This window comes from Myxacorys almedinensis A (assembly GCF_010091945.1).
GTDB lineage: Bacteria > Cyanobacteriota > Cyanobacteriia > Leptolyngbyales > Leptolyngbyaceae > Myxacorys > Myxacorys almedinensis.
Window position 1 is genome coordinate 32,400 of record NZ_WVIE01000013.1, and the last position, 13,639, is coordinate 46,038.

General features: G+C 49.1%; 11 protein-coding genes. 8 read left to right on the plus strand and 3 right to left on the minus strand.

Annotated features, from left to right (window positions below; genetic code table 11):
* The first annotated feature begins 470 nt into the window (after window positions 1–470).
* The 5 genes from GS601_RS12455 (at window position 471) to GS601_RS12475 (ending at window position 5,889) form a co-directional block, all read left to right on the plus strand.
* Window positions 471–2,306 carry an NAD(P)H-quinone oxidoreductase subunit F gene (locus GS601_RS12455; RefSeq protein WP_162423612.1) on the plus strand — a complete coding sequence of 612 codons (1,836 nt, stop codon included), beginning with the start codon at window positions 471–473 and terminating at the stop codon, window positions 2,304–2,306.
* Window positions 2,307–2,342: 36 nt separating this feature from the next.
* Window positions 2,343–3,887, plus strand: a complete 1,545-nt coding sequence (locus tag GS601_RS12460; protein WP_162423613.1) for an NADH-quinone oxidoreductase subunit M — start codon at window positions 2,343–2,345, stop codon at window positions 3,885–3,887.
* A 25-nt stretch (window positions 3,888–3,912) separates the two neighbouring features.
* Window positions 3,913–5,049 carry a CO2 hydration protein gene (locus GS601_RS12465; protein ID WP_162423614.1) on the plus strand — a complete coding sequence of 379 codons (1,137 nt, stop codon included), beginning with the start codon at window positions 3,913–3,915 and terminating at the stop codon, window positions 5,047–5,049.
* A gap of 27 nt (window positions 5,050–5,076) precedes the next feature.
* Entirely contained in the window at window positions 5,077–5,565 is a 489-nt protein-coding gene (locus GS601_RS12470; RefSeq protein ID WP_238393242.1) for a hypothetical protein, read from the plus strand.
* A gap of 135 nt (window positions 5,566–5,700) precedes the next feature.
* The gene (locus tag GS601_RS12475; RefSeq protein WP_162423615.1) at window positions 5,701–5,889 is read left to right on the plus strand and encodes a type II toxin-antitoxin system HicB family antitoxin; all 189 of its coding nucleotides are present in this window, start codon (window positions 5,701–5,703) and stop codon (window positions 5,887–5,889) included.
* Window positions 5,890–5,901: 12 nt separating this feature from the next.
* Here GS601_RS12475 and bchD read toward each other — a convergent pair whose 3' ends face one another.
* Entirely contained in the window at window positions 5,902–7,935 is a 2,034-nt protein-coding gene (gene bchD, locus GS601_RS12480; RefSeq protein ID WP_162423616.1) for a magnesium chelatase ATPase subunit D, read from the minus strand.
* A 151-nt stretch (window positions 7,936–8,086) separates the two neighbouring features.
* Between bchD and hslO the strand changes: the two genes are divergently transcribed.
* Window positions 8,087–8,983 (plus strand): Hsp33 family molecular chaperone HslO, encoded by an 897-nt coding sequence (gene hslO, locus GS601_RS12485; RefSeq protein ID WP_162423617.1) that lies wholly within the window; start codon window positions 8,087–8,089, stop codon window positions 8,981–8,983.
* A 14-nt stretch (window positions 8,984–8,997) separates the two neighbouring features.
* Here hslO and GS601_RS12490 read toward each other — a convergent pair whose 3' ends face one another.
* Both GS601_RS12490 and GS601_RS12495 read right to left on the minus strand, forming a co-directional pair.
* The gene (locus GS601_RS12490) at window positions 8,998–10,527 is read right to left on the minus strand and encodes a carotenoid oxygenase family protein (protein WP_162423618.1); all 1,530 of its coding nucleotides are present in this window, start codon (window positions 10,525–10,527) and stop codon (window positions 8,998–9,000) included.
* A 79-nt stretch (window positions 10,528–10,606) separates the two neighbouring features.
* Entirely contained in the window at window positions 10,607–12,043 is a 1,437-nt protein-coding gene (locus GS601_RS12495; RefSeq protein ID WP_162423619.1) for a folate/biopterin family MFS transporter, read from the minus strand.
* A gap of 319 nt (window positions 12,044–12,362) precedes the next feature.
* On the opposite strand from GS601_RS12495, the gene GS601_RS12500 reads away from it, so the two are divergent.
* Together GS601_RS12500 and GS601_RS12505 are read left to right on the plus strand one after the other, a co-directional pair.
* Complete coding sequence (locus tag GS601_RS12500; protein ID WP_162423620.1) at window positions 12,363–12,542, plus strand: chlorophyll a/b-binding protein; 180 nt, start codon at window positions 12,363–12,365, stop codon at window positions 12,540–12,542.
* Window positions 12,543–12,800: 258 nt separating this feature from the next.
* Entirely contained in the window at window positions 12,801–13,436 is a 636-nt protein-coding gene (locus tag GS601_RS12505; protein WP_420800308.1) for a Vat family streptogramin A O-acetyltransferase, read from the plus strand.
* Window positions 13,437–13,639: the final 203 nt, after the last annotated feature.

The following is a 13,639-nucleotide window of genomic DNA, read 5'->3' on the forward strand; positions in this document are numbered from 1 at the left end:
TATTAAGAATAAGACCGACGTTCACACTTGACAATATAAAGTTCAATGATGTTTATAAATCCTATTTATAAGGAGGGCTAATAAAAGCGCGATCGCGGCATTTTTGACGCTTGCGTGCCGTTCAACCGCCCTTAAATTGGATGAAATCCTAGAATAGCCTCAGGTAGCATAGCGCTCTAAGCTGATTGATCCACGCCCGATTTTTTATCCTAAAAATAAACACTTTTCTTAATCATAAGTTACATTTATATATAAGCATTTACTTCTCGCTACCGTAACCATAGAAGCTATCTATCCCTAGATTTTACATTTGCCCAAGTTAGGCGGTAAGCTAAATCTTAAGAAATTCAAACAAGATTTGTTGATCACTTCTCGATAGGCACAGCACCGTTAAGCAACCTCCCTGAAGTCTTCTCATCTGGACTTGGGGGGTGTTTTTAGCAATATTTTTAAGGCAAGGGGAGGCTTCATTGCATCAGTTCCTCATTGATACGAGTTGGTGGGTTCCCTGTTATGGGCTTCTAGGCGCGATTTTGACGCTGCCCTGGGCAGTTGGGCTAATTCGCACAACAGGACCTCGACCGGCAGCTTATTTAAATTTTTTGACTACGGCGATCGCATTAGTTCACGGATTGCTGCTTTTCAACGCGGTTTGGGGACAGCCACCGCAGTACCTTCACATTCATTGGTTGCAGGCATCTGGGTTAGATTTATCTTTTGCGCTGGAGCTTTCGGCAATCAGCGTCGGCGCGATGGAAGTGATCACGGGCTTGAGTGCCCTTGCCCAGATCTATGCCTTAGGATACCTGGATAAAGACTGGGCGCTGGCTCGGTTTTTTGCGCTGATGGGGTTTTTTGAAGCGGCAATGAGCGGAATTGCGTTAAGCGACTCGCTGCTGCTCACCTATTGTCTACTAGAGCTATTGACCCTTTCCACTTACTTGCTCGTTGGCTTTTGGTACGCACAGCCCCTCGTTGTAACGGCGGCGCGAGACGCATTTTTAACAAAGCGCGTAGGCGATATTTTGCTGCTCATGGGCGTTGTTGCCTTGGCTACGTATTCTGGCAGCCTCAATTTCTCTGATTTATATGAGTGGGCAGAAAAAGCTCATCCTACCCCGCTTGTGGCTGCGTTGATCGGGTTATCGCTGATTGCCGGACCAATCGGAAAGTGCGCTCAGTTTCCGCTGCATCTGTGGCTTGATGAAGCGATGGAGGGACCTAATCCTGCTTCAATTTTGCGAAACTCGGTAGTGGTTGGATGCGGTGCTTTTGTGCTGATCAAGCTTCAACCAATTATTGTGTTGTCACCCGTTGCCTCAGCGACGCTGATTGCGCTCGGCACGATGACGGCGATCGGGGCGTCCCTTGTTTCGCTGGCGCAAATTGACATTAAGCGGGCATTGTCTCATTCCACCAGTGCTTATCTCGGATTGGTGTTTATTGCAGTTGGCGTTGGCTGGACTGATTTTGCGTTTATTTTGCTGTTTGCACACGCGATCGCGAAAGCCCTCTTGTTTATGAGCATCGGTTCAATCATCTCCACAACAACCTGCCAAGACTTAACCGAAATGGGCGGGTTGTGGCAGAAGATGCCTGCTACGACCGGGGCTTTTGTCGTAGGATCGGCTGGGCTAATTGGCTTGTTCCCGTTGGGCGGTTTTTGGGCGCTCCAGCGCGGCGTTGAAGATTTTTGGCTGGTTGCACCTTGGTTGGTCACTGTTATTTTATTGGTCAATGGATTAACGGCACTGAGCCTTACACGGGTGTTTCGACTCGTGTTTTTAGGGGAACCTCAGCCTAAAACTCGGCGTGCTCCAGAAGTGCCGTGGACGATGGCAGTACCCATGGTGACGCTAATCATCTTAACGTTGTTAATTCCAGCGATTTTAAACCAATTAACGTTGCTGCCAGCGTTTGGCTTAGTCAACTTGCCAGGAGTGGTCGTGCTCGTGAGTTCTGGGTTGGCAGGCTGTTTGATCGGGTCTCTTCTAACCCTCAATCACACATGGTCGCGCCCGATTCAAGCCCCGCTCAGATTCTTGCAAGATATGCTGTCGTACGACTTTTATATTGATCGGTTGTATCGGGTCAGCGTTGTTCTAGTTGTGAGTTCAATTTCTCGCTTTAGTTCGTGGTTTGATCGCTATGTGATTGACGGATTTGTCAATTTAGTTGGCTTGGCGTCGATCTTTAGTGGTGAAAGCTTGAAATATAGCGTTTCTGGTCAATCTCAAGCCTATATGCTGACTATTTTGGTTGGAATCAGCATATTGGGAGCGATTTTAACCTGGTCATTTTGGTAATCCCTAATTCAACTCTCTATTTACTCTAGGTTGTTTATGCTCAGTGCCCTGATTTGGATGCCGATCTTCGGTGCGGTGTTGATCGGATTGTTACCTGCTTCGGTATCATCGAGCCGCTTGCGATCGCTAGCAATTGCCTCAATTAGTGTTGCATTTGCTTGGTCGTTGTATATTGCCAATCAATTTGATGTCATTGATATTGGGCTTCAGTTTCAAGAAGATATTCCTTGGCTGGACTCTTTAGGATTGACGTACCGACTTGGCATCGACGGATTATCGTTGCCGCTAGTGATTTTAAATAATTTGCTCACAATTGTGGCGTTGTGGTGTAGCGATGCTTCCATCCAACGCCCTCGATTGTATTATTTGCTAATTTTAGTGATCAATTCAGCCGTAGCAGGAGCCTTTCTAGCGCATAATTTGCTACTGTTTTTCTTGTTTTACGAATTAGAACTCATTCCGCTATATTTGTTGATTGGAATTTGGGGGGGCGCAAAACGAGGCTATGCCGCCACAAAATTTTTAATCTATACGGCGATTTCTGGCATTCTGATTTTGATGTCCTTCTTGGGGCTGATTTGGCTGAGTGGATCGAATACGTTTGAATATAATCCGCTGCTATCTCAAGGATTGCCACTGACCGCTCAAATTATTTTGCTGGGAGGAATCTTGATTGGCTTTGGCATTAAGATTCCGCTATTTCCATTGCACACATGGTTGCCCGATGCCCACGTCGAAGCCTCGACGCCGATTTCGGTTCTGTTGGCGGGTGTTCTCCTCAAGCTAGGAACCTATGGGCTGATTCGGTTTGGATTGGAACTTTTCCCCCAAGCGTGGTCAGTGTTAGCACCCTGGCTAGCTGGTTGGGCAGTGGTGAGCGTGCTGTTTGGGGCATTCACCGCGATCGCGCAAACAGACATGAAGAAAATGGTGGCTTACAGTTCGATCGCGCACATGGGGTTCATTTTGTTGGCGGTTGCCGCCGCGACACCGATCAGCTTGCTCGGAACGGTGTTTCAGATGGTTAGCCATGCTTTGATTTCGGGCTTGCTGTTTGTATTGGTCGGCGTTGTCTATAAAACGACGGGAACCCGCGATATCAATATTTTGCAGGGGTTGCTGACTCCAGAACGAGGATTGCCCATCATTGGCAGCCTGATGGTGATGGGGGTGATGGCAAGTGCCGGAATTCCTGGCATGATGGGCTTTATCTCAGAATTTCTCATCTTCCGAGGCAGTTTTGAAGTGTTTCCTGTGCAGACATTGCTCTCGATGATTGGAACAGGACTGACCGCCGTTTATTTTCTACTGCTAGTCAACAAAGTGTTTTTCGGTCGATTGCCAGATGCGCTTGCCAATTTGCCACGGGTGACTTGGTCAGAGCGGCTGCCTGGGTTTGCCTTGGCAGTGATGATTGTGGTTTTAGGGCTGCAACCTAACTGGATGGTGCGCTGGGTAGAGACGACCACGACTGCCGCCGTCAACGATTTCACCACGATCGCTGCCCGTCTCCCCAACTCCAAAACAGCCGACCTGCCCCCGGCGGTGTCTGAAACCCCTTTGTCTGTTCGCTTAAATTAATTTGTCCGTTTATTTAGGAAAAGCTATGGTTAGCACCCGTGCGCGATCGCAGCACCCACTGGCTGAAATCATTGAGACGTTAGAATCGGGCGGTGCGCTATTGCCCGACTCAGAGGAAAACGTTCTTGAGGTGGTTGGCGTTCTCAAGAGTTATGCCATTGTTTTAGATGCTTACTCTAACAATCTAAATTACATTGCTGAACATCAGTTTTTAGTGTTGTTTCCGTTTTTCAAATACTTTAACGGAGATGTTTCGGCAAAAAAATTGTTGAAGCATTGGTGGCACGATCGCTTTAACTACGAGTTTGCAGAATATTGCATGAAGGCGATGTTTTGGCACGGCGGCGGTGGTTTAGACGCTTACTTGGATACCCCTGAATTTATTGCATTGGCACAAAAAGCGATCAATGCAAAGCTGAAGGGGAATCTGTTCATGCAAGGGCTGTCTAGGGCGTTTCCAGAGTTTTTGATCGAGCAAGTTCGGCTGTTGGCGTATTACAGTGGGCTAGGTCAGTTTTGGCGCGTCATGAGCGATATGTTTATGGAGCTTAGCGATCGCTATGATGCAGGAGAAATTTCATCAATTTCAGAGGTCGTTGCCCTGGTGAAAGAGGGATTGGTGAAGAATGCCAACCTCCCCATTACTTATGCTGTAACCATCGACGGTAAAACCTATGACATCCTGCCAAAATCAGCGGGGCTAACGTTTCTGATGGATACGGCAGTTCCCTATGTGGAAGCCGTCTTTTTCAAATCCTTTCCGTTTATGGGAACCGTTTCCTACAACGCTCAGGCAAGAGCCATCCCCTCAGAACCCGAACGCTTTGCCTATGGAGTGCTGTATGCTGATCCGTTGCCGACTGGTGGGGCTGGCATTCCGCCGACGCTGTTGATGCAAGATTTGCGCCACAATGTACCGGAGTATTTGCATCAGTTCTACCGCCGCTCGTTGCGAGGTGAGGAAGATTTGCGGGTGATGATTTGCGTGAGTTTTCAGAAATCGATGTTTTGTGTGACGACAGCCGCAATTTTAGGGTTAGCGCCTCATCCGATCAATACAGAAGATCCGCAAGAGCAAAAAGCCAACCGCAAATATTTAGAAGGCTGGATGGATAAGTTAGCCGAGTCGCGCATTGCGAATGTACAAGTTTGTGAAATGTAAGGTGCAATGTCGCTGGATAGGGGCGCAATGAATCGCGTTGTCATCACGAGTGTCGTTATTCCTGGATACCGCGTTGCTTCCGGGACGAGCGATCCTTTGGAGCTTGGCAGAGCCAATCGCAGCCCTTATCCCAAGGGAACGATCGAGATGCAAACTCCTGCTTTCCAAGCTCTAGGGCTGGATCTGACGCCGTTTTTTCCAGGGACGCTCAATCTTTCGATCGCTCCTCAAAGATTTGCCTTGCACTCACCGCGCTACACCTTCCGAAATGTCCATTGGATTGACGGATATCCCGCCGAAGATTTTTCCTTTTCGCCCTGTCACGTGATCTTTCATGGCTCTACTTATGAGAGTCTCATCTACTATCCTCACCCAGAAACCAAGATTGGACATTTTCAGAATGACTCTTTGATTGAAGTAATTGCGCCGTTGATTAAAGAGTTAAAGTATGGCGATCGCGTCGATCTTGCCATCGATCCTTCTGAAGTTGCATTAATCGGGGTTGAATCTCTTTAAGGAGTGCAATATCGCGTGGTTTTGGATAGGAACACATGCAGACTAAGATCGCTTATTGCGGGATGGATAATGCAATGCACTTCCCACGATCGCTATTCAAGTTAGACTTGAACTGCCGCGTGATTCAACAACACAATGAAAACCTTTACTGCGATCGTTGAGCGGGACTGCGATACCAAGCTTTACGTTGGCTACGTTCCGGGATTTCCAGGAGCGCATTCTCAGGGTGAAACGTTAGATGAGTTACAAGAGAACTTACGTGAAGTGATTGAGATGCTTTTGGAGGATTATGAAGGTTTGAAATTGCTAACAATGGGTCGTTAGCAACGCTGGAATTCAGCGAGATTTCATATCGCTAATTGCGTTGCGGGTCACTCCTGCGATCGCGTGATCTGTCGCTTTCGGCAAGTGATAATATTTACCACCCGATTGTTTGGCGAGTTCTTTGGCAAATCCGGTGGAGACAAATTTATTTTCTGTATCGATCACCAAAAGCTGAATGCCCAACGCCCGAATCTTTGCCGCAATTTCGAGTAGTTCACCTTTGATATCTGGTTTTTCGCCATCGGGAAGCACGTCTCCGAGCGATCGCGCTAACGACACGTTGCCGCGCCCATCCGTGATCGCCACAATCACGACTTGACCAATATCACCCGATTGTTTTGCGTTAAGACCGACCCGAACGGCTTGAGTCAGCCCATGCGCCAAGGGTGAACCGCCTCCGCAAGGCAAGCGATCCAATCGGCGACGAGCCGCTTCGATCGACTTAGTGGGCGGCAAAAGAACCTCAGCTTGCTCCCCTCGAAACGGAATTAGCGAAACCTGATCTCGGTTCTGATACGCCTCCGTTAGAAGTTGCAGCACCGCGCCTTTCGCAGAATTCATCCGGTTGAGCGCCATTGAACCAGAGGCATCGACCAAAAACACAATTAATGCGCCCGATTTGCGAGCTAGACGCTTGGCGCGAATGTCGCTTTCTTCAACAAACACGCGCTTTTGAGACCCAGACGGGTTTTCTTCAGATCGCAGCCGCCGCGATCGCTGATAGGGAGCCGCCGATCGCAGCGTCGCATCGACCGCAATTCGACGCACTTTTCCTTTCGGCAACATCGGTTTGATATAGCGTCCGCGATCGTCGGAAAACACGATCGAACGGCTCCCAGAGTTGCCCTGTCGAGTCGCCATCTGCGCGAAATACAAAACCTCTGGATCGAGAATCACACCTTCTGGATCAAACACAAATTCTTCTGGAATAGGGGGCGACTCTTGCTGTTGCTCGTCTTCAGGCTCGTCTTCTTTTTCATCCTCGTCGTCTTGATCGCGATCAGTCTCGTCTTGATCTTGAGGGGGGGGCGGCGGCGGCGGATTTTCTTCGGGTGGTGTTTGAATGATTGTCGATCGCGGTACGATCACCAATTCAACCGCGCGGCGCAAATCTTCGGCGCTGACTTGAGTTCGTCCATCCAACGCCGCATGAGCTTTTGCCACTCGCAGCGCAAACAGTTCTGCCCGATGCCCCTGAACTCCGCCTCGGAGCGCTTCGGTCACAAGATATTGAACTTGATCAGACGTGATTTGAACATCGCTCAGCCATTCTCGTGCCAACAAAATCTGCGTCTTGAGCGCGTCAATGTCATCGCTGTACTGAGTCAGAAATGCTTGGGGAGAGTCAGAATAGCGCGTGGCTTGCTCGACCGCTTGCACCCGATCGTCAAGTCCTAACACCATGTCTGCTGAAAGCGCGATCGCAATGCGATCCAACAAATGCTCTCGCAGCGTGCCTTCTTCTGGGTTATATGTTGCAATCAGTAACGGTTTGCAGGGATGCTGAAAACTAATACCTTCCCGCTCGATCTGATTGCGCCCATCGGTCAGCGCGCTCAGCAGCAGATTCGAGATTTGGTCGTCGAGCAGATTAATCTCATCGATATACAGCACGCCTCGATTGGCTTCGGCTAATAACCCTGGCTGAAACACCGGTTCCCCCTGCCGGATCGACTGGCTGACATCGACAGAACCCAACAGCCGATCTTCTGTAATGCCTAAAGGAATTTGGATAAATGGCGCACGAATTACCGCCGTCGGCACGTCTGATCCGGGTTCAAACTGTGCGATCGTAAAGTCATCCCACTCATCAGGCGTCGCCGGATCGCAATTACTGATCGAGTCTTGCACCACTTCGATGGGTGGCAGCAACGCATGAATTGCCCGCGCCATAACCGATTTAGCCGTGCCGCGTCGTCCGGCAATTACCACCCCACCCAACCCCGGATCAACGGCAGCGAGAAGGAGCGCTAGCTTAATGGCTTCTTGACCCACAACAGCAGCTAGCGGAAACGCGGTAATGGAAGAATCGATCGTGGCAGGCATGAACAGTGCACATAGGGATTGGATCTTCACTGTACCAATTTTTGTTGCTCATCTCATGGCTTCCCCTCTGTTAGCGGCAGCGCCATATCATCGCAACGAAATCGTTACAATTAAGAAGACAATAATACAAACAAAACGATAAGGGTTTTTCATGGCTGACCAGTTAATTCGGGCAACGGCGGCAGCAGGAGGTATTCGAGCGGTCGGAGTCATCACCACGCGGCTTACAGATGAAGCTCGACACCGCCACAAGCTTTCCTATGTCTCAACGGCTGCTTTGGGTCGAACGATGGCGGCGGGGTTACTCATCGCCTCCAGCATGAAACGGGCGGAGTCAAGAGTCAATATTCGGATTCGGGGCGATGGACCGATGGGTGGAGTCATGGCAGATGCGGGCACAGACGGCACGGTGCGCGGCTATGTCGATCATCCGGATGTGGAGTTGCCGCCCAACCAGAACGGCAAATTAGATGTTGGGGGAGCCGTAGGGCGCGAGGGCTATGTCTATGTCGTCCGCGATGTGGGCTATGGCTATCCCTATTCCAGCACGGTTGAGTTGGTGTCTGGAGAAATTGGCGACGACCTGACTCACTATTTGGTCACGTCTGAGCAAACCCCCTCTGCCTTGGTGTTGGGTGTCTTTGTAGATGTCAACGGTGTGCAAGCCGCAGGAGGGATATTGATTCAAATTCTGCCAAAAGCAGCAACGGATGAGACCTTGGTTTCGCTGCTTGAGTCTCGCATTGCAACGCTGCAAGGATTTACACCGTTACTTCAAGCTGGAAAGACGCTGCCGACGATTTTTGAGGAACTGCTGGGCGATTTGGGCTTAGAGATTTTGCCAGAAACTCAAATGGTGCGGTTTCACTGCGGCTGTTCGTTCGATCGCGTCTTGGGCGCGCTCAAGCTGTTGGGCAAAGATGAACTCCAAGACATGATCGAGAAGGATGATGGCGCTGAGGCAACTTGCCATTTTTGCAATGAGGTGTATCAAGCAGATAGTGAACATCTTGCAGGGCTAATTGATGACCTTAGGATGGTGGATTAAACAACGATAGACGGCTAGCCCTCTGGCGCAAAACACTCTGATGTAAAGCTGCCGTGCAATCCGTAAGGCACATGATGTTTGAGATGGAGCCGCGCGATCGCACCTTGCTCTAGGTTCTGTGCATCTAAAATTACGACCGAAGAGCGATCGCGCTGACCATCGTAAGCGATCGCCAGAAGCCACCCCTCGTCTTCCGCGCCATGCACTTCGGTAAACAGCCCCGATGCATCGGAATGGCTGCGAGGCACAAACACGGGTTCACTAACATAGCCATCGGGCGCAAAGCTAGCGAGTTGCCGCACTCCTGTCTCTACATCCACCTTCAAAATGGCTTGATGAGGCGCATTCCCGCTCGGTGCATGAGCCGCTGCCATGTAAATATAGCGGTGTCTTCGCCCTGCCACTGCCGGATGCACAAAGGGAAACTCGCAGCAGCGCTGCTCTAGCAAGTTACGTTCGATGGTCTGTTCCGAGAGCTTGATATGAAATCGCCACAGTTGACCCGGCATCAGCGCCTCAAAATCGGTCTGCCGATAGTCTGAACCCGGTTCCACCGAGGGCAAGTTCTCGTAGCAAACCGAGTCGAGCACGATCTCTCCGTCTTGCTCATAGGCATTGGCATGATGAAATACAAAGCCTGACTGCGTTTCAAAAATTATGGGTTGGGGGCGACCCGAAGCGGTATCGCGGGGAATGAGGATAACTCGCGTCGGTTTGTCGGGGCGAAACTTGATGCATTCTCCTGCTGATTTGAGACCCGCCAAAAAAGGAATCGGATTGAAATCGACAGGATTTTGGAAAAAAATGCAGTAGTTTGGCGTGATCGCAAAGTCGTGAATAAATGCAAATCCTGGAACCGGATGATCGTGTTGCCTGACGATTTTTCCGTTTACGTCAAGTTCATAAATTGCGATCGTAAAAGAGAGTCCCGCTTTAATCGAAAAATTCACTAAGCACGGTGCGCCCTGATCAAACTGACTGACCGGATCGATCCAAGGATGAGCCGCAAACGGTGCCCCCGGCGACAGCACCCCATCAAAATATTCCTGTCCCACCGTTTCTAGGGTTTGAGGATCGAGGCGATGAGGTTCTGCGGCTTCCCACAATGCCAGCAGTTTGCCGCCCCAGTAGAGAACCTGAGTGTTTGCAATGTTTTTAATGCGAGTATCAAAGGCATTGGCAAGCCAACCTCCAGGTTTTTGCGTGCCAAACACGCCCCGGTAAAGAATCTTGCCCGCCTCTTGCTCGGCTAAATAGCCCTCTGTTTTGACAAACCGATTGCGGAAATGGGCGCGTCCGTCTTTAAATGCGATCGCACAAATCATCCCATCACCATCAAACGGATGCTGCAACCGTTGCCCCTTCACATCCAGCAACCCTGGTCCATTCCGAAACAGCGTCCCCTGCAACGCCAACGGAATTTCTCCCTCTACTTCATCAATCCAATACTCATATTCGTGATGCAGCGACCGATATCCCTTCTGCCATTCTTCGGTGTTATACGACGTAATAGGGACAGTAGAAGCGTGTTCAAACAGTTGCATAAAAGTCTAAAATTCTCTAAGTGTCGAATGAGCGCGATCGTTATTTGATCCGACTGACTCGTGGAAAATTACAGCCTATTTATTCTCCTTCTTCAACTGGTTCTGGCTGTTTAGAAGATGTCCAGGCAGAAACCAGGCTGGGTAAGAAAGACTGTCCGATCGGCGTTGCCGGATCGGCTTCTAACGCCGGTGCGGGTTGCTCGATGGGGGGGGGTTCAACGGTGTCAGGCAGCCAACCTAATAAAGGAAAAGGCAACAGCGTCGTGAGATTTGTAATCACGACCAGCAGCCACAGCTTATCGAAGTTGGTGTCTGTCACCCCTAGCCCATGGGTTAAAAGTGCGCCAAGCTCGTAAGACACTAATCCCGCCAAATTTACAACCGACATTAGCAGCGCAAATAAGGTTGCTTCTACCCCCGGTGGGCAGAGTCTTGCCGCCAATACCAGCACCGGCATAAAAGCAATTTGCCCCATAACAGTGAGAACCAGACTGTCGCCTAAACTAAACCAGCGATCGTCGATGCCCAGCGTCCGGTTGGCATGAGTCACGAGCAACAGCATTGACATGCCCAATACCGAAGACAGCACAATCGACCAGCCAAAAATCGTGCGAAAGGGGACTGCCTTCAAAAACCGTTGGAATACCCAAATGCCGACTAGCGAAGCGATACTCGTCACCAACCGGACTCGACCCAAAAATTCTGGCTCAAACCCCAACTCATTCGTAGAAAAGTAGAAGAAGGCAGACTCCGCTGTGGGAGTGGCTTGCCACAGAAATAAAAAGGCGGTGGGCATCCAAATCGTTTTTTGAGAAACGGCTTGCTTGAGTTGCCCCAACTGATGACGCACAACTGACCAATCCGACTTTCTGGTGACGGGTGATTCGGCAATCAACCACGCTACGCCAGACACAATCAGCGGAAAGGTGGCTGTAATTAGAAAAATAGTTCGAGTGTCAAAGATTTGCAGCAGAGAACCACTGAAATAAGCCGTGATTAAGCCCCCAAGTGCAGAAGCGCCCCAAGACAACGATTGCAACGAGCCTGCCCCGCTTACCGATTCATGCCTAGCGCGTTCGACCACGATCGAATCGACAATTACATCGCTGACGGCAACCGAGAGAGAACCCAGTGCGATCGCACTAGTTGCTGCCCAAGCAGAATGAACGATCGTTGCCATGATCACCCAAGACAGGGCACCCAAAAGCCCAGACAACACGAGGTAAGGGCGTCTGCGGTAGCCAAAAATTGGTAACCCGTCAGAGATGAACCCAAACAACGGCTTCACCATCCACGGAATAGCCACAATGCCCAGCAGAGCAGAAACCTCAGCAGGATTGAGCGCCAATTCATCCTTGAGGAAGAAACTGACTGATAGTCGCGCCAGTCCCAAGATACCCTGGACAAAATAGACTAGCAAAATAGCGATCAACTCAGTCGTAGGCTCATGACCGAAGAAAATCTTCTCCGTCACCGATGCCTTAATCTTCGCCAAACCAGATTCAGAAACAATCATTGACAATTTGTAACAAATATCAATTAATAGCTTCTATGATAGCTCCATATCTTCTTTGCAGAATTTTTAGGCGGCAAAGTCAGCATTTTGGAACATTTTTGGCTTGAGTTTTCCCACTATATTGTTTCCTACTACATTATTAAGGGTAAGAAAACTTAAGAGTGAGCAAAGATAGGTTTTGCACCGGGGTCAGCGTCAGGTGTCTATTGACTCGATGGATTGCAGGATTTGTATAGAAAAACAAAGTTGCTTAACAATTTGACATTTTTCGTAATATTGTTTAACATTATCGGTAGCTAATGCATTCCAGAGTACCACCATGCAAGATACACAAAAGATCACTGCTCCTTCGGCAGAAGACCGCAACGCTTGGAGATTTGGCTTTACCCCCCAAGCAGAATTGTGGAACGGACGTTTCGCCATGATTGGCTTTGTTGCTGCTTTGTTTACTGAGTTTTTTGCAGGCGAAGGGGTTTTGCGCTTCCTGGGTCTGATGTAATCCGCTCTCCTCTAAATGTTTGGTCAACCTTAAAAGCTAGTCTACGGGCGACTCGGTATAGAGCGCCCGATTTTTTATGAGCAGTAAATTTTCTAATTTGTGTCAACGTAAACGATGACCTCGACTGAAGATTTTAAATAGGTTGAGACCCAAAACTCAGCCCACAAGAAACATGCTCTCAACCTCGGTTTTTGTACGCACAATTGAATTCTTACCCCATATTAAACTTCTTACTTTATATATCCAAAGCTTGGAGGCATTGTGTACGGAGCCAATCCAAATGATAAGCATCCGATGGAGGGATTTCCACAAATCTGCTTTATCAAAAATACGATCGCTAATCCCAACATTATCGTTGGCGACTATACCTACTACGATGACCCTGAAGATTCTGAAGACTTTGAACGTAATGTTCTCTACCACTTTCCATTTATTGGCGATCGCTTGATCATTGGAAAATTTTGCGCTTTGGCAAGAGGGGTGAAGTTCATCATGAATGGGGCTAATCACAAACTATCCGGGTTTTCGACCTACCCATTTCAAATTTTTGGCAATGGTTGGGAAACCGTATCACCGCACCCCCATGAACTGCCTTATAAAGGTGATACGGTCATCGGCAACGATGTTTGGATTGGCTATGAATCTGTGATTATGCCAGGAGTGGAAATTGGTGATGGAGCCATTGTTGCTGCAAAGTCCGTTGTTGTCAGTGATGTTTCACCCTATGCTGTTGTGGGTGGAAATCCGGCAAAGTTAATTAGGCAACGGTTTGACGATGAGGTAATTCGATCGCTCCTTGAAATTGCCTGGTGGGATTGGGACTGCGAGAAAATAACGCGCAATCTTGAGAAAATTGTGGCGGCTGATATTGATGCGCTGGCAAAGTGTGAATAGCGTGCAGCAAAATAGGATAACCTCTCTAGTGGTCTGTCAAGATTGAAATGGGGGACTAGGAGAAGAGGGGGAGTCTAGTAATCGGAACCCTCCACCCCTCCACTCAACGTTGACAATCTACTAGGATCTCCGTCGCTCAACAGGTTTTCGATAAAAAATCCAAAAAACCCGATGACAAAAGCCATCGGGCATAGAGATCAAAA

Bases quoted from the DNA above. Each gene is read 5' to 3' on its own strand.
- hslO (WP_162423617.1), top strand. From the start codon at position 8,087: ATGGCTGACCAGTTAATTCGGGCAACGGCGGCAGCAGGAGGTATTCGA.
- GS601_RS12495 (WP_162423619.1), bottom strand. From the start codon at position 12,043: ATGATTGTTTCTGAATCTGGTTTGGCGAAGATTAAGGCATCGGTGACG.
- GS601_RS12470 (WP_238393242.1), top strand. From the start codon at position 5,077: ATGAATCGCGTTGTCATCACGAGTGTCGTTATTCCTGGATACCGCGTT.
- GS601_RS12475 (WP_162423615.1), top strand. From the start codon at position 5,701: ATGAAAACCTTTACTGCGATCGTTGAGCGGGACTGCGATACCAAGCTT.
- GS601_RS12490 (WP_162423618.1), bottom strand. From the start codon at position 10,527: ATGCAACTGTTTGAACACGCTTCTACTGTCCCTATTACGTCGTATAAC.
- GS601_RS12465 (WP_162423614.1), top strand. From the start codon at position 3,913: ATGGTTAGCACCCGTGCGCGATCGCAGCACCCACTGGCTGAAATCATT.
- GS601_RS12460 (WP_162423613.1), top strand. From the start codon at position 2,343: ATGCTCAGTGCCCTGATTTGGATGCCGATCTTCGGTGCGGTGTTGATC.
- GS601_RS12500 (WP_162423620.1), top strand. From the start codon at position 12,363: ATGCAAGATACACAAAAGATCACTGCTCCTTCGGCAGAAGACCGCAAC.
- bchD (WP_162423616.1), bottom strand. From the start codon at position 7,935: ATGCCTGCCACGATCGATTCTTCCATTACCGCGTTTCCGCTAGCTGCT.